Source organism: Dietzia maris, assembly GCF_036287335.1.
Taxonomy (GTDB): domain Bacteria; phylum Actinomycetota; class Actinomycetes; order Mycobacteriales; family Mycobacteriaceae; genus Dietzia; species Dietzia cinnamea.
On the sequence record NZ_CP143053.1, the window covers coordinates 995,128 to 1,010,179 of the forward strand.

Here is a 15,052-nt window from a genome sequence, read left to right on the forward strand (position 1 = left end):
GTGGCACGACGTCCGACACTGCCGCTGCACCGGTGCCCCGGGTTGGGTCCGGCGGTCGGAGGCGGCCTGATCCCGGCCCGGCCGTGTTGGAGGGGGTGGCTACGATGGCGGCCGTGAGTCTCACGGTCAGCACTGTCAACGTCAACGGGATCCGCGCCGCCGTCAAGCAGCGTTCGGAGACCAACCTCGGGTTCCTGCCCTGGTTGGAGAGCAGCGGGGCGGACGTCGTCGCCCTCCAGGAGGTGCGCGCGGACGAGGACCAGACCCGCAAGGCGCTCGCCCCCGCGCTCGACGCGGGGTGGCACCTCATCGGCTCGGCGTCGTCGATGAAGGGCCGTGCCGGCGTGGCGTTGCTGTCGCGCCAGGAGCCGTCGGACGTGTGCGTGGGCTACGGCGATCCGGAGTTCGCCGAGTCCGGCCGCTACATCGAGGCCGTCTACCCCGGCGCGGTCGACGGGGAGACCGTCACCGTGGCCAGCCTGTACCTGCCCTCGGGCTCGGCCAACACGCCCAAGCAGGACGAGAAGGACCGGTTCCTCAAGACGTTCCGGGAGTTCCTCGCCGAGCGCGCCGCCGAGCTGAAGAGCCGCGAGGGGCACGAGATGATCATCTGCGGCGACTGGAACATCGCCCATCGCGAAGAGGACCTTAAGAACCACAAGGGCAACCACAAGAGCTCGGGCTTCCTGCCGCACGAGCGGGAGTGGATGACCGACGTGTTCGCCGACGGCAGCGGCTGGACGGACATCGTGCGGCACCGCCGCCCCGACGAGGTGGGCCCGTACTCGTGGTGGAGCCAGCGCGGCAAGGCCTTCGACAATGACGCGGGCTGGCGCATCGACTACCAGGTGGTGTCCGACGCCCTCGTGGACCGCGCGGTGAAGGACTGGGTGGACCGCGCCGAGGCGTACGACATGCGGTGGTCCGACCACGCGCCGGTGACCGTCGTCTACGAGTGACGGCGCCCGGGGCGACGAGTATGACGACGACGACGAGGGCGTCCGTACCGGGCAGGCCCGCGATCGCGGGTGCCGCGCGTCGGGCGACCCCGTAGCCTCGGCACCATGCCGAAGTACGCGACCGCTGAGCACCCTGATCGAGCGGGACTCGAGGAGTTCCTGCGCCCCCGGCACCGCGCGATCCTCATCACCCGCAAGTCGTCGGGGGGCCTGCAGTCCTCGCCGGTGACGTGCGGCGTCGACGCCGAGGGGCGGCTCACCGTGGCGACCTACCCGCAGCGGGCGAAGGTGGCCAACATCCGCCGCGACCCCGCGGTGAGTGTCTGCGTGCTCTCCGACGACTTCAACGGCCCGTACGTCCACCTCGACGGCCGCGGGGAGATCATCGACCTGCCCGAGGCGGTCGAGCCGCTGGTCGACTACTTCCGCAGCGTGGCCGGCGAGCACGACGACTGGGACGAGTACCGCGCCGCGATGGTGCGCCAGGGCAAGTGCCTCATCCGCGTGACGATCGACGACTGGGGTCCGATCGCCACCGGCGGATTCCCGCCGGAGATGGCACCGCCCGCGGGAGGCTGATCGGGGCCGCGTGGGATGATGATGGCCATGTCTGAGCCGTCCTCCTCCGCAGCTCCCGCGAAGCGTCAGCGTGTCCTGTCCGGCATCCAGCCCACCGCCGACTCGTACCACCTCGGCAACTACCTGGGCGCCGTGCGGCAGTGGGTCGAGCTGCAGGACGACTACGACGCCTACTACTTCATCCCGGACCTGCACGCGATCACCGTCAAGCAGGACCCGAAGGAGCTGCGCGAGCGGGTCTTCCGCGGTTGCGCGCAGCTGCTCGCGCTGGGCGTGGACCCCGCCCGTTCGGTGCTGTTCGTGCAGTCGCACGTCCCCGAGCACGCCGAGCTCGCCTGGGTGCTGGGCTGCATCACCGGCTACGGCGAGGCCGCCCGGATGACGCAGTTCAAGGACAAGGCCGCCAAGCAGGGCACCGACGGCACCACCGTCGGCCTGTTCACCTACCCGGTGCTCATGGCCGCCGACATCCTGCTCTATCGCCCGCACCTCGTGCCGGTGGGGGAGGACCAGCGCCAGCACCTCGAGCTCACCCGCGACCTGGCGATGCGGTTCAACTCCCGCTACAAGAAGACGTTCGTGGTGCCGGAGGGCAAGATCCTCGAGGGGGCGGCCAAGATCTACGACCTGCAGGACCCCACCGCCAAGATGAGCAAGTCCGGCGAGAACCCCAAGGGCATCGTCAACCTGCTCGACGACCCCAAGGTCTCCGCCAAGCGCATCCGCAGCGCGGTCACCGACTCCGACGGGAACATCCGGTACGACCGCGAGATGAAGCCCGGCGTGTCCAACCTGCTGGCCATCCAGTCCGCCTTCACCGGGCGCGCGATCGCCGACATCGTCGCCGACTACCAGGCCGCCGGAGCCGGCTACGGCGCGCTGAAGACCGACACGGCCGACGCACTCGAGGCGTTCGTGACGCCGCTGCGCGGGCGGTTCGACGAATACATGTCCGACCGCGCCGAGCTCGAGCGGATCCTCGCGGACGGCGCGGAGAAGGCCCGGGCGGTCGCCGGCCCGGTCCTGTCGCAGGTCTACCAGGCCGTCGGCTTCACCGCGCCCCGTCGGGGCTGACCCGGGCGTCGGCGCGGCCGCTGCTGCTGGGTGGCCTCTGACCACCGCGCCACCGTCATGCGGCGGCGCCCCTCACCGGACGCGGTGAGGGGCGCCGCGGCGTCCGGGTGCCGGTCGACCGGCGTGCCCGGCACCGCGTCAGGCCTCGCGGGTGGCCTGCTGGTAGACCTGCTTCCAGTCGTCGCCGAACCGCTGCCAGAGCGAGCTGCCCAGCGAGACCTCGCCGCCGGGGGCGGTCGCGCGCCACAGCACCAGGACCGCGTCGTCGCCGAGCCGCCGGGTCTCGGTCACCTCGAGATCGACGTCCTCGACGGACTCGTCCGCGTCGCCGAGCTGGCGGCGGGTGCGGGTGCGGCCCGCGGCGTCCACCTGCCGCCACCGCACGTCGAGCAGCCGCGTGAGAGTGCGGCGGTCCCGGCGGACGGCGTCGGTCAACAGGGAGCGTTCGAGGTCGACGACGAGGTCCTCGGTCGCGGGGCCGGCGGCGGAGGAACTCCCGTCCTCGTCCGCGGGACCGGCCGAGGTGTTCGCGTCCAGGGAGAACAGGTCGGGCTCGGACTGGGCCGCGGACCTCGTCGTCGTCGCCCCGCTCGTCCCCGACGCTCCCGCGGACGGCGACCGCCGGGCGGCACCGCCCGCGGCGGGGGGAACGGCCGGGTCCTCGCCCGCGCCGACGTCCTGCGCACCCGGGAAACCCGGCCCGGGCTCGGGCTCCTTGCGCGATGAGTGCGCCTTGGCGGCGCCGTTGGCCAGGGCGTCGGCCTTCTCGTTGAGCTCGTGGCCGGCGTGGCCCTTGACCCACTCGAACGTCACCTCGCGCCCCTGCATGGCCTCGTCGAGGGCCTTCATCACCTCGACGTTCAGCACGGGCTTGCCGTCGGCCTTCTTCCAGCCCTTGCGCTTCCAGCCCTTCATCCACTTGGTGACCGAGTTGATGACGTACTGGGAGTCACACAGGATGTGCAGCGGCTCGTCCGAGTGGGCGGTCTGGCGCAGCAGGTCCAGGACGGCCGTGAGCTCGCCCTGGTTGTTGGTGCCGCGTTTCCAGCCACCGCAGCGCCAGGTCGAGTCGTCGATGTACCAGGCCCATCCGGCAGGACCGGGGTTTCCGAGAGCGGAGCCGTCCGCGGCGGCGATGATCGTCACGACATGGGATCCTGCCACCGTGGCCGGCGCCACTTCGCACCGGCCACTGCGCACCGGCTACCGGCTACCGGCGACGGGGCCAGGCCGCGTGCGCTGCGGGTCTCCGCCCGAGGTTCACCTATCCGAAGGCGCGCCACCTAAGGGGGCCCGTAGGTGGCGCGCGATCCGATAGGCGGCGTTCTTCCGAGTCGTGTCGTTGGCGACCGAGGAGGCGTTCGTCCGCGTGGGTCTCGTCGCTGGCGACCGACAAGGCATCCGGCAAGGCATCCGATGAGGCGGCCGAAGAAGCGGCCGGTCGGCGGTCAGCCCCGCGGGTCGTCGTCCTCGGTGCGGGCGGCGATGCCGTTCCGGTCGACCGGCGGGTCGTCGGCGATTCGCTGCTGCTCCTCGCGGCGGGAGATGCGGGCCGCCTCGCGCATCTCGATGCCCTCGGTGACGAAGTCGCCGATCTCCTTGGCGATCGACCCGATCGCGTCGGTGATGATGACGGCGATCCGACCCACCAGCGACGCCCCGGCCTGGACACCCGCCTGGACCTGGTCCTTGTTGCGTTCGAAGTCGCTCACGGACCGCTCCCTTCGACGATGGTGCCCACGACGGTACCCGCGGCTCACGCCGCGGCGGGAGTCTTCCTGCGCTCGATGATCACTGCGGGCGCGTCCTCCGGCTTCGGCGGCAGCGGCAGGGCGAGGCGGAACATCTTCGCCCACACCGAGGCGACCTGCTTCCACAGCGGGCCGGTCGTGTACGGCAGGCCGTGCTCGGTGCAGATGCGTCGCACCTCGTCCGCGATCTCCGGGTAGCGGTGCGCGGGCAGGTCCGGGAACAGGTGGTGCTCGATCTGGTGCGAGAGGTTTCCGGTCGCCAGGTGCATGAAGGGGCTGCCGGAGATGTTGGCCGAGCCCAGCATCTGGCGCACGTACCACTCGCCGCGGGTCTCCTCGGCCGTCTCCTCCTGCGTGAAGACCTGCGCACCGGAGGGGAAGTGCCCGCAGAAGATCACCGAGAACGCCCACACGTTGCGCACGAGGTTGGCGGTGAGGTTGCCGGCGAACGTCAGCGGGAACAGGGGACCGGTCAGCGCCGGGTGTACCAGGTAGTCCTTGGTGACCTGGCCGCGCACCTTGCGCCACCAGCCGGCGACGAGTCCCTTGACGTCGGACCACTTGCGCTTGCCCTTGAGCACGTTGTCGTACTCCAGGTCGTGGAGCATCACGCCCCACTCGAAGAGCATCATCAGCGCGAAGGCGTACAGCGGGTTGCCCAGGCGCAGCGGGGTCCACTTCTGCTCGTACTCCATCCGCAGGATGCCGTAGCCGATGTCACGGTCCAGGTCGAGGATGTTGGTGTACGTGTGGTGCATGTAGTTGTGCGAGTGCCGCCACTGGTCGGAGGGGCACACGTTGTCCCACTCGAAGCTGGACGAGTGGAGCATGTCGTCGCGCATCCAGTCGTACTGACCGTGCATGACGTTGTGGCCGATCTCCATGTTGTCGAGGATCTTGGACGCGCTCAGCGCCGCGACCCCGGCCAGCCACGCGGGCGGCAGGAAGCCGAGGAGCATCAGGCCGCGGCCGGCGAGTTCCAGGCGGCGCTGGGTGCGAACCACACGCAGGATGTAGTCGCGGTCGGCGGTGCCGAGGTCGGCGACGATCCGGTCGCGGATCGCGTCGAGTTCGCGGCCGATGATCTCCACCGACTCGGCGGACAGGACGATCGGCTCGGGAGTGGGAACGGACTTCTTCTCGGGCGTGCCGGCCTTCTTCTCGGGCGTGCCGGACGCCTTGCCGGCCGCCTTGCCGGCCGCCTTGCCAGCCGCCTTGGCGGCGGCCTTCTTCGGATTCGCGGACTTCTTGGGCCGCAGGGTGGGGAGTTGCAGGAGAGCCATGATGCGTTTCCTTTCCGGGTCGGAATCCGGTTGGTGGTGTCTACAGCTCGATCTCGACGTCGCCGACGGGCGCGTTGACGCAGATCTGGACGTGGCAGTCGGGCGTGGCGTCGACTTCGCCGGTCCGCAGGTCGCGCGTGGCGCCGGAGCGACGCACGGCCGTGCAGGTGTGACAGATGCCCATGCGGCACCCGTGCTGCGGGCTCAACCCCGCCGCCTCGGCGCCCTCGAGCAAGGTGGTGCCCTCGTTGCGGGCGGTGACGCCGCTGCGCAGGTGGGTCACCGTGCCGCCGTCGCCGTCCGGGACCGGCCCGGTCGAGGCGGTGAAGCGCTCGCGGAGGACGCCGGAGAAGCGCTCCGCGCCGAGCGTCTCCTCGAGCCCGACGGCCAGGGGCTCGGGGCCGCAGAGGAACACCGTCGAGTCGCGGTGCCATGGGGCGATCGCCTCGAGGTGCTCGGCGCTGAGGTGGCCGGCCAGGCCGTCGGGCGTCGACCCATCGGCGGTGGGCACCACTCGAACGTCGATGCCCGCGCGCGACAGCTCGCGGAGCCGATCGCGGAAGGGCACGTCCTGCACACGGCGGGCATAGTGCAACCACGCCACGCGGCCGGAACCGGCGCAGTGCTGCTCTGCGGCGAGGGTCGAGGCGATCGCCAGCATCGGCGTGATGCCGCTGCCGCCGCTGACGAGGAGCACGTCGGCCGGGCGGGCCTCGGGCAACGCCATCTCGCCGGCAGGGTTACCGAGCAGCAGCCGCATCCCGGCCACCGCGTCGGCCCACAGGTACTCGGAGACCGTGCCGCCGGGATGGCGACGGACGGCGATGGTCGCGAGCCCGTCGGCGCGGGACGCCGGGTCGACGGGGGAGTAGTGGCGGCGGTGGACGACGCCGTCGATCACCACGCCGATCTCGAGCGCGCCGCCGGGGGCGGGCCTCGGGACGCCGGTGGGCAGTCGCAGGGTGAGCACGGTGACGTCGGGGACGGGCCGGTCGACGGCCACGACCGTCGCGCCGGTGGGGTCGTCCGACCAGGCCACGCCCAGCGAGCGGACGTAGTGCTCGACCGGATGCGGCGTCAGCAGGGTGCGGGTGAGGCGTCGGGAGAAGAGTCGGCGAAGGGGCGGGGCGGTCATGGGGACCTCCGTGGAAAGTGTGGGTCGGTGTGGTCGTGCACCGTCGGCCGCGCTCGCCCCTGTGTGGTCCTCGCGCCACACGCCCTCGTGGGGCGTGGTCGCGTCCAGGGGGCGCGTCCGCCCGGTTCGACCACCGGACGAGTTTGAGTGTACAGACGTTCTCCGAAATGAAAAGCCCCCGCGATAATGGCCTGCTCCACTGCGCGCGGACGCCACCGGGCTGCGCGGTCTCAGCAGATAGCCGATAGGATCGGGCCCGTGACGACCCCCAGGACGCGAGCGGAGCAGAAGCGGCACACCCGTGCACTCATCGTCGAGGCGGGCCGGCACGCGGTGGCGTCCCGCGGGTTCACCGGACTCGTCGTCCGCGAACTCGCCCGCGAGGTGGGCATCGTGCCCACCGCGTTCTACCGCCACTTCGAGTCCGTCGACGACCTCGCCTCCGAACTCGCGGCCGGCGCGGCGGAGGTGCTCGGGTCGTTCGTCGACGAGCTGGTCGCCACCCCGACCGAGGACCCGACGACCGACTGGCCGGCCCGCGCCGCCGACGCCGCGACCCGGGATCGGCAGACCTGGGGGATGTTCGCCCGCGGACTGGCCGACACCGCTCACCCCGATCACCGCGTCCTCACGGCGGCCGTCGATTCCGCCCGCCGTCGGCTGGGGATCGCTCTGGGCCGGCTCGAGACGCTTTCCGGAGCGGACGGCACCGCCGTGGACATCGCGGCCGACCTCGTCGTCGTCGTCCTCCTCCGACTCCTCGTGGAGGTCTCCGTCGGCTACGCGGCGCGGACGGCGCGCGACGAGTGCGCGGCGCGGTTGCGGGTCATCCTCGCCGGCGCCGCCGTCTCCTGAGCACGGCCCACGCGATCAGCGCCACCCGGCCGGCGCCCCCGTACCGCACTCGGGCCGGCGCCCCGCGCTCAGCGTCGCGAGCGGAGCGCCAGCACCGCGCCGGCGAGCACCACGAGGCCGGCCGCACCGAGCGCCAGCCACGGCCCGTAGCGCCCCAGCACCGAGCCGCCGACGTCTGCCGCGCCCGGGCGCCCCGCCGTGCCGAGCGGCCCGGAGGCGAGATGGGACGTCGCGTCGTCGCCCGCGTCCTGCTCACCGGCACCGAGCGACCCGACCGAGCCGTCAGTGGCGAATGCGGCGTCGAGCAGGGCCGCCGCCTGCTGCCACGGGGCCGCGGGCACGCGGGTGCCGTCGAGCAGCACCACCGCCAGCCGCCGCCCTTCCCGCTCGGCCGCGCCGATGTAGGTGTGGCGGGCGTCGTCCGTGAAGCCGGTCTTGCCGCCGATCGCGCCCGGGTAGTTGTAGAGCAGTTGATTGTCGTTGCCCACGACGAAGCCGGGGTTGACGGTGACGCCGTCCGGGCGGAGGATCGGCCCGGTGTTCGGCGGCGCGTCGGCGGGGTCGGGCGGGCCCGCGCCCTCGCCGGCGGGATAGCCGGGGAATCCGGTGGACGGCGTGGCGACGATCTCCGCGAACGCCGGACGGGTCATCGCGTCGCGGAAGATCAGCGACATGTCGTAGGCGCTGGACATCATGCCGGGGCCGTCGAGCCCGTTGACCGTGGCGGCGTACGTACTGCGCGCCCCGATCGCCGCGGCGTGGGCGTTCATCGCCTCGAGGGTCTGCTCGATCCCGCCCATCTGGTGGGCCAGCACCACGGCCGCGTCGTTGCCCGACGACATGAGCAGCCCGCTGAGCAGCCGCTTGACGGAGTACGCGCCACCCGGGCCGACGCCCACGAGACTGCCCTCGGCCCCCTCGAGGTCGGCATCGGTGACGTGGACGATCCGCGCCGGGTCGAGCGTGTCCAGGACGACCGTGGCGAGCAGCGTCTTGATGAGGCTGGCGGGGCGATAGCGACCGTGCGGGTCGCGGGCGGCGACGATCTCGCCGGTGTCGAGGTCGGAGATCATCCACGCGCTCGCCGTGACGTCGCGGGGCGTGGTGAAACCGTCCGGGGCCACGACGTCGCAGCCGACCAGCGCGTCACCGCCCGGCGGGGTCTCGGGGACGGGGGGGAGGGGCGGGCACGGTCTGCCCGGGTAGCGGCACCTCGGACTCGTCGACCGGTGCGGGCGGGGTCGTGCGGTGGGGACAACCGGTGATGTCACGGGGGGTGTCGAAGTACGACGACGAGGTGGTCGACGGCAACACGGCCGCCGGCGGCGCCTCCGTGAGCGGGAGGTCCGGCGCGGGCTCGACGGCCGTAGCGGGGCCCGCGGCGGCGAGGGGCGTCAGCGCGACGAGGGCTGCGGTCGCGAGGCCGGCGGCGCGGTGTGCGGGCCGTCGTCGGGGGCTGGTCACGGGTCCAGATTCTATGACCGGCCGGGGCGTTCGTGGGCCGGACCCGCCGTGAGACGGGCCCGCGAGGGCTCGCGCTCGCTCGGGGACGGGCTCGGGCTCTCCGCGGCACCTGCGACGCCCGCACGTCCCTGCAGCCGCTCCCGGGGATGGCGTCTCGCTCCCGGCGTCGCTTGCAGCCGCTCTCGGCGATGGCGTCTCGCTCCTCCCGATGGCGTCTCGCTCGGGAGCTTTCGACAGCCGCGCGCGGACATGTCGTCTCGCGCGCGCATCGGTACGCGCCAGACGCCATGGCGAGAGGCGGCTATGGGAGGCATGGGTAGGTGCGCAGTGACGCGGGCAGAGAGCAGGCCGCGAGCGGGCCGGAAATGCGGGCGGGGCCGCACCCTCCGGAAGTGGAGGATGCGGCCCCGGGCACGCGGCGGCGTCTGGGACGCCCCGTGTGGAGATGATCAGCGGGCGAACAGCAGGGCGCGCTTGACCTCCTGGATCGCCTGCGTCACCTGGATGCCACGGGGGCACGCGTCGGTGCAGTTGAAGGTGGTGCGGCAGCGCCACACGCCCTCGGCGTCGTTGAGGATCTCGAGACGCTCGGCGGCGCCCTCGTCACGGGAGTCGAAAATGAACCGGTGCGCGTTGACGATCGCCGCCGGCCCGAAGTACGACCCGTCGGCCCAGAACACGGGGCAGGAGGTCGTGCAGCAGGCGCAGAGGATGCACTTGGTGGTGTCGTCGAAGCGGGCGCGGTCGGTCTGCGACTGGATGCGCTCGGCGGTCGGCTGGTTGCCGGACGTGATGAGGTACGGCATGACGTCGCGGTACGACTTGAAGAACGGCTCCATGTCGACGTAGAGGTCCTTCTCCACCGGCAGGCCGCGCAGCGGCGCCACCGTGATGGTGATGGACTTGCCGTCCTTGGGGAGCATGTCCTTCATGAGGACCTTGCACGCCAGGCGGTTCACGCCGTTGATGAGCATGGCGTCCGAACCGCAGATGCCGTGCGCACAGGACCGGCGGAACGCCAGGGACCCGTCGATGTAGTTCTTGACGTACATCAGCAGGTTGAGCAGACGGTCCGACGGCAGGGCCGGGACCTCGTACTCCTTCCAACCCGCCGAATCCGGATCCTCCGGGTTGAACCGGGCGATCTTCAACGTGACCATGGTCGAGCCGGGCGGAACGGGACGGTTGGAGTTCGGGTCCCTGCCGTCGGTGGCCTTGGTGGTGTCGACTGCGGTGGTCATCAGTACTTACGCTCCATCGGCTCGTAGCGGGTCTGCACAACCGGCTTCCAGTCCAGCCGGATGTCGGAGAGCAGATCGAGGCCGTTCTCCTTGAACGCCATCGTGTGCTTCATGTACTCGTCGTCGTTGCGGTCCGGGTAGTCCTCGCGGGAGTGACCGCCACGCGACTCCTTGCGGTTGAGGGCACCCACGACGGTGACCTCGGCCAGCTCGAGGAGGAAGCCCAGCTCGACGGCCTCGAGGAGCTCGGTGTTGAACCGCCGGCCCTTGTCGCTGACCGTGACGTGCTCGTAGCGCTCCTTGAGCGCGCGGATCTCGTCGCGGGCCTCGGTGAGCGACTGCTCGGTGCGGAACACCGACGCCTTGTCGTCCATCATGGCCTGCATCTCGCTGCGGATGTCGGCCGCGCTCTCGTTGCCGCGGTCGGACAGCATCCGCTCCATCCACTCGCGCACCATCTTCTCCGGCTCCTCGGGGAGCTCGACGAACTCGTGGTTCGCAGCGTACTCCGCCGCGGCGATGCCGGCACGGCGGCCGAAGACGTTGATGTCCAGCAGCGAGTTGGTGCCCAGGCGGTTGGAGCCGTGGACGGACACGCAGGCGCACTCGCCGGCGGCGTACAGGCCGGGGACGACGTCCTCGTTGTTGCGCAGCACCTCGCCCTGGACGTTGGTCGGGATGCCGCCCATGACGTAGTGGCAAGTGGGGAACACCGGCACGAGCTCGGTGACGGGGTCCACACCGAGGTAAGTGCGGGAGAACTCGGTGATGTCGGGCAGCTTCTCCTCGAGCACGTCGGCGCCGAGGTGGGTCACGTCGATGTAGACGTAGTCCTTCTCGGGGCCGGCGCCGCGACCCTCGCGCACCTCGAGGACCATCGAGCGGGCGACGATGTCACGCGGCGCGAGGTCCTTGATGGTGGGGGCGTAGCGCTCCATGAAGCGCTCGCCGTCGGCGTTGCGCAGGATGCCGCCCTCACCACGGACGGCCTCGGAGATGAGGATGCCCAGGCCGGCGAGGCCGGTCGGGTGGAACTGGTGGAACTCCATGTCCTCCAGCGGCAGGCCCTTGCGGAAGACGACGGCCATGCCGTCACCGGTGAGGGTGTGGGCGTTGGAGGTGGTCTTGTACATACGGCCCGAGCCGCCGGTCGCGAAGACGGTGGCCTTGGAGTGGAAGACGTGCAGGTCGCCGGAGGCGAGCTCGTAGGCGACGCAGCCGGTGGCGACGGGGCCCTCGGGGGTCTCCGAGAGGCACAGGTCCAGGACGTAGAACTCGTTGAAGAACTCGACCTTGTGCTTGACGCAGTTCTGGTACAGCGTCTGCAGGATCATGTGGCCCGTGCGATCGGCCGCGTAGCAGGCCCGGCGGACGGGCGCCTTGCCGTGGTCACGGGTGTGGCCGCCGAAGCGGCGCTGGTCGATCTTGCCCTCGGGCGTGCGGTTGAACGGCAGGCCCATGTTCTCCAGGTCGATGACGGCGGTGATGGCCTCCTTGGCCATGATCTCCGCGGCGTCCTGGTCGACGAGGTAGTCGCCGCCCTTGACCGTGTCGAACGTGTGCCACTCCCAGTTGTCCTCCTCGACGTTGGCGAGGGCCGCGCACATGCCGCCCTGGGCGGCGCCGGTGTGGGAGCGGGTGGGGTAGAGCTTGGTGAGGACCGCGGTACGGGTACGCGGGCCCGCCTCGATGGCCGCGCGCATGCCTGCGCCGCCCGCGCCGACGATCACTACGTCGTACTGGTGCTGGTGGACCTGACGATCGGTCATGGGTTTCTCAGTGCTCGCTTTCGAAAATGGTGAAGTCCGCCGGACGGATACTGCCGTCGATCAGATGTCGTAGGCGAGGCCGAAGATGGCGTAGGTGCCCAGGACCAGGGTCAGGACGGTGGCGGCGAGGAGGATCGAGTTGAGCCAGAACCGCGTCGAGTCCTTGCGCGAGTAGTCGGCGATGATGGTGCGGACACCGTTGGCGCCGTGCAGCATCGCCAGCCAGAGCATGAGGATGTCCCAGGTCGCCCAGAACGGGCTCTGCCAGCGATCGGCCACGTAGGCCCAGTCGATGCGGTGGACGCCCTCGTCGATCATGAGGCCGACCGTGAGGTGGCCGAGGGTGAGGATGACCAGCGCGACGCCGGAGTAGCGCATGAAGATCCACGCGGTGCGCTCGAAGTTGAAGCGCGAGCGGAGGCGCGGCGACCGGGGCTGCGCCAGCGAGGCGGGGCGGTCGTAGGACGTCTGGAGAACAGGTGCGTCTGCCATGGTGATCGTTCTCCTTAGAGGTGCTCGAAGAGGAGGAAGAGGAGGCGTGCGGTCGCGGCGGCGAAGACCACGACCCAGATCGCCAGGATCGTCCACAGCATCTGGCGCTGGTACTTGGCGCCCTTGGACCAGAAGTCCACCAGGACGATGCGCAGGCCGTTGAGCGCGTGGAACAGCACGAGCGCCACGAGGCCGATCTCCATCAGCCCGACGATCGGCGTCTTGTACGTGTCGATGACCGCGTTGTAGCTCTCCGGGCTCACCGTGACGAGCGATGTGTCGAGGACGTGCACGAAGAGGAAGAAGAAGATCGCGACGCCGGAGATCCGGTGGGCGACCCACGACCACATCCCCGGGTCACCCTTGTAGAAATTGAGCTTCTTTGTGGGGGCCGGACGCGCCGGCGCCTGCGCAGTACTCATGGGCTTGTCGTGCCTCCGAATCGTCTGGGCCTGATGCCATCGGCGCGCGTTCCGGCCCGAGAGCACAGCGGGCGCCTACTAGGACTTTAGACCTGAGATCTGCCTGACGAAAACCAGGGTGGGTAGCGTGGTCGGGGCGGGTAATGCCTGTTAGCCGACCCTAAATGAAGTTACCGAGGGGTAGATCGACGTGACGCATGACGAATCCGCAGCACAACGCAGCGCGGTTGTCGACACTCTCACGGAGACGGCACTGGCGGCCGCGCGGAACGCGTACCGCCCCTACTCCGGCCTGGGGGTCGGTGCCGCCGCGCTGGCCGGGCCCCCCGTCGGCCGCGCCGCCGCGGGAACGGAACCGGAGATCACGTCGCCCGCCGGCCGGGGAGACGGGCGGGAGCGGATCGTCGTCGGGTGCAACGTGGAGAACGCCTCATACGGGCTGACCCTGTGTGCCGAGTGTTCGCTCGTGTCGGACCTCCACCGCACCGGAGGCGGGAGGCTGCTCGAGCTCGTCGTCGTCACCCACACCGGCGAGCCGCTCTCGCCGTGCGGGCGCTGCCGGCAGCTCCTCCACGAACACGGCGGCCCCGACCTGGTCGTCCACACCGCTCGCGGCGCGGTGCGCCTCGGCGAGCTCCTCCCGGACGCCTTCGGGCCGGGGGATCTGGCGTGAGCGCGCGGGTCGGTCCGGCGCGACGCCATGACGCCGTGCGGATCATCGAGGCGAAGAGGGACGGGCGGGAGCTGGACGACGACGAGGTCGACTGGATCGTCGACGGGTTCACCCGCGGGGTCGTCGCGCCGGAGCAGATGTCGGCGTTGGCGATGGCGATCTACTTCCGCGGCATGACCGACCGCGAGATCTCCCGGTGGACCTCCGCCATGGTCCGCTCGGGCACCCGACTGGACCTGTCCACCGTGCCTCGCGGCGGCGCCGTGGTGCCGACCGTCGACAAGCACTCGACCGGCGGGGTGGGCGACGCGATCACCCTCGTGCTCACGCCGCTGCTCGCGACCTGGGACGTCGCCGTGCCGCAGCTGTCCGGCCGCGGACTCGGCCACACCGGCGGCACCCTCGACAAACTCGAGTCGATCCCCGGGTGGCGCGCCGACCTCGACGCCGCCGCGATGCGGGACGTCCTGGGTCGCACGGGGGCGGTGATCTGCGCGGCCGGGTCCGACCTCGCGCCCGCCGACCGCGCCCTGTACGCCCTGCGGGACGTCACCGGGACCGTGCCGTCGATCCCCATGCTCGCGGCGTCGATCATGAGCAAGAAGATCGCCGAGGGCACCGGGGCGCTGGTGCTCGACGTCAAGTACGGCTCGGGCGCGTTCCGGCCGGATCCCGCCGACGCCCGCGAGCTGGCCCGCGTGATGGTGGAGATCGGCACCGCCGCCGGCGTCCGGACGAGCGCCCTCGTCACCGCCAACCACACTCCGCTCGGCCGCGCCGTGGGCAACGCGCTCGAGGTGGCCGAGTGCCTCGAGATCCTCGGTGGCGGGGGACCCGAGGACATGATCGACCTGACCTGTGCGCTGGCCCGCGAGGCGCTGGCCGCGGTGGGGATCGACGACGCCGACCCGCGGGCGCGGCTGTCCGACGGGCGGGCGATGGACTCCTACCGGGCGATGATCGCCGCCCAGGGCGGCGACCCGGACGCGCCGCTGCCGCAGGCCGCACACGTCGAACAGGTGCGGGCATCGGCGGCGGGCCGGGTCCGGTGGGACGCCCTCGGTGTCGGCCGCGCGTCGTGGTTGTCCGGGGCGGGGCGATCCCGCCCGGGCGAGGCGGTCGACCACGCCGCCGGCGTCCTGCTGCACCGCGTCGAGGGCGAGACGGTCAGGGCCGGGGACGTGGTGGCCACCGTCCACACCGGCGACGCGGACCGGCTGCCCGGTGCACTGGCCGAGCTGACGGGCGCGCTGGACATCGGTGCAGGGGAGCCCGGGAGTGACCGTGGCCCGGCCGGCGCGGTGCTGGAGCGCCTGCGCGGCTGGTGAGCGGGTCCGCCCGGCCCGTGGACCTGC

The 15,052-nt window shown here is 71.3% G+C and carries 16 protein-coding genes; 6 read left to right on the forward strand and 10 right to left on the reverse strand.

Annotated elements, in window-relative coordinates:
• The first annotated feature begins 104 nt into the window (after window positions 1-104).
• From VYL96_RS04525 to trpS, 3 genes are all read left to right on the forward strand, one after another.
• Window positions 105-959, forward strand: a complete 855-nt coding sequence (locus VYL96_RS04525) for an exodeoxyribonuclease III (RefSeq protein ID WP_131886450.1) — start codon at window positions 105-107, stop codon at window positions 957-959.
• Window positions 960-1,064: 105 nt separating this feature from the next.
• A complete protein-coding gene (locus tag VYL96_RS04530; protein WP_007628547.1) occupies window positions 1,065-1,538 on the forward strand; it encodes a PPOX class F420-dependent oxidoreductase in 474 nt (157 codons plus the stop codon).
• Window positions 1,539-1,565: 27 nt separating this feature from the next.
• Window positions 1,566-2,612 carry a tryptophan--tRNA ligase gene (gene trpS / locus VYL96_RS04535; RefSeq protein WP_131886451.1) on the forward strand — a complete coding sequence of 349 codons (1,047 nt, stop codon included), beginning with the start codon at window positions 1,566-1,568 and terminating at the stop codon, window positions 2,610-2,612.
• A 138-nt stretch (window positions 2,613-2,750) separates the two neighbouring features.
• Here the strand turns inward: trpS and VYL96_RS04540 are convergent, their stop codons facing one another.
• The 4 genes from VYL96_RS04540 to VYL96_RS04555 form a co-directional block, all read right to left on the reverse strand.
• Window positions 2,751-3,758: an RNase H family protein gene (locus VYL96_RS04540; protein WP_131886452.1), complete on the reverse strand. Its 1,008-nt coding sequence runs from the start codon at window positions 3,756-3,758 to the stop codon at window positions 2,751-2,753.
• Between the two features lie 302 nt (window positions 3,759-4,060).
• The gene (locus VYL96_RS04545) at window positions 4,061-4,324 is read right to left on the reverse strand and encodes a hypothetical protein (protein WP_131886453.1); all 264 of its coding nucleotides are present in this window, start codon (window positions 4,322-4,324) and stop codon (window positions 4,061-4,063) included.
• Window positions 4,325-4,368: 44 nt separating this feature from the next.
• On the reverse strand, window positions 4,369-5,646 hold the full coding sequence (locus VYL96_RS04550) for a fatty acid desaturase family protein (RefSeq protein WP_131886454.1): 1,278 nt from the start codon (window positions 5,644-5,646) through the stop codon (window positions 4,369-4,371).
• A gap of 40 nt (window positions 5,647-5,686) precedes the next feature.
• Complete coding sequence (locus VYL96_RS04555; RefSeq protein WP_131886455.1) at window positions 5,687-6,781, reverse strand: flavin reductase family protein; 1,095 nt, start codon at window positions 6,779-6,781, stop codon at window positions 5,687-5,689.
• A gap of 258 nt (window positions 6,782-7,039) precedes the next feature.
• Between VYL96_RS04555 and VYL96_RS04560 the strand changes: the two genes are divergently transcribed.
• On the forward strand, window positions 7,040-7,636 hold the full coding sequence (locus VYL96_RS04560; RefSeq protein ID WP_131886456.1) for a TetR/AcrR family transcriptional regulator: 597 nt from the start codon (window positions 7,040-7,042) through the stop codon (window positions 7,634-7,636).
• Between the two features lie 68 nt (window positions 7,637-7,704).
• Here VYL96_RS04560 and VYL96_RS04565 read toward each other — a convergent pair whose 3' ends face one another.
• From VYL96_RS04565 to sdhC, 6 genes are all read right to left on the reverse strand, one after another.
• On the reverse strand, window positions 7,705-8,760 hold the full coding sequence (locus VYL96_RS04565; RefSeq protein WP_243699792.1) for a D-alanyl-D-alanine carboxypeptidase family protein: 1,056 nt from the start codon (window positions 8,758-8,760) through the stop codon (window positions 7,705-7,707).
• 22 nt (window positions 8,761-8,782) lie between these two features.
• Window positions 8,783-9,100, reverse strand: coding sequence for a hypothetical protein (locus VYL96_RS04570; protein WP_243699793.1), 318 nt, complete (start codon window positions 9,098-9,100; stop codon window positions 8,783-8,785).
• A 449-nt stretch (window positions 9,101-9,549) separates the two neighbouring features.
• Window positions 9,550-10,341, reverse strand: coding sequence for a succinate dehydrogenase iron-sulfur subunit (locus tag VYL96_RS04575; protein ID WP_007629654.1), 792 nt, complete (start codon window positions 10,339-10,341; stop codon window positions 9,550-9,552).
• On the reverse strand, window positions 10,341-12,110 hold the full coding sequence (gene sdhA / locus VYL96_RS04580; RefSeq protein WP_109148824.1) for a succinate dehydrogenase flavoprotein subunit: 1,770 nt from the start codon (window positions 12,108-12,110) through the stop codon (window positions 10,341-10,343). Before sdhA ends, VYL96_RS04575 begins: the two co-directional genes overlap by 1 nt.
• Window positions 12,111-12,170: 60 nt before the next feature.
• Entirely contained in the window at window positions 12,171-12,602 is a 432-nt protein-coding gene (locus tag VYL96_RS04585) for a succinate dehydrogenase hydrophobic membrane anchor subunit (RefSeq protein ID WP_063974176.1), read from the reverse strand.
• A gap of 14 nt (window positions 12,603-12,616) precedes the next feature.
• A complete protein-coding gene (gene sdhC / locus VYL96_RS04590) occupies window positions 12,617-13,024 on the reverse strand; it encodes a succinate dehydrogenase, cytochrome b556 subunit (RefSeq protein WP_082904708.1) in 408 nt (135 codons plus the stop codon).
• 190 nt (window positions 13,025-13,214) lie between these two features.
• Between sdhC and VYL96_RS04595 the strand changes: the two genes are divergently transcribed.
• Window positions 13,215-13,697, forward strand: a complete 483-nt coding sequence (locus VYL96_RS04595) for a cytidine deaminase (RefSeq protein WP_131886457.1) — start codon at window positions 13,215-13,217, stop codon at window positions 13,695-13,697.
• Window positions 13,694-15,025: a thymidine phosphorylase gene (locus tag VYL96_RS04600; RefSeq protein WP_131886458.1), complete on the forward strand. Its 1,332-nt coding sequence runs from the start codon at window positions 13,694-13,696 to the stop codon at window positions 15,023-15,025. The genes VYL96_RS04595 and VYL96_RS04600 overlap by 4 nt, the downstream gene beginning before the upstream one ends.
• The last annotated feature ends 27 nt before the right edge of the window (window positions 15,026-15,052 follow it).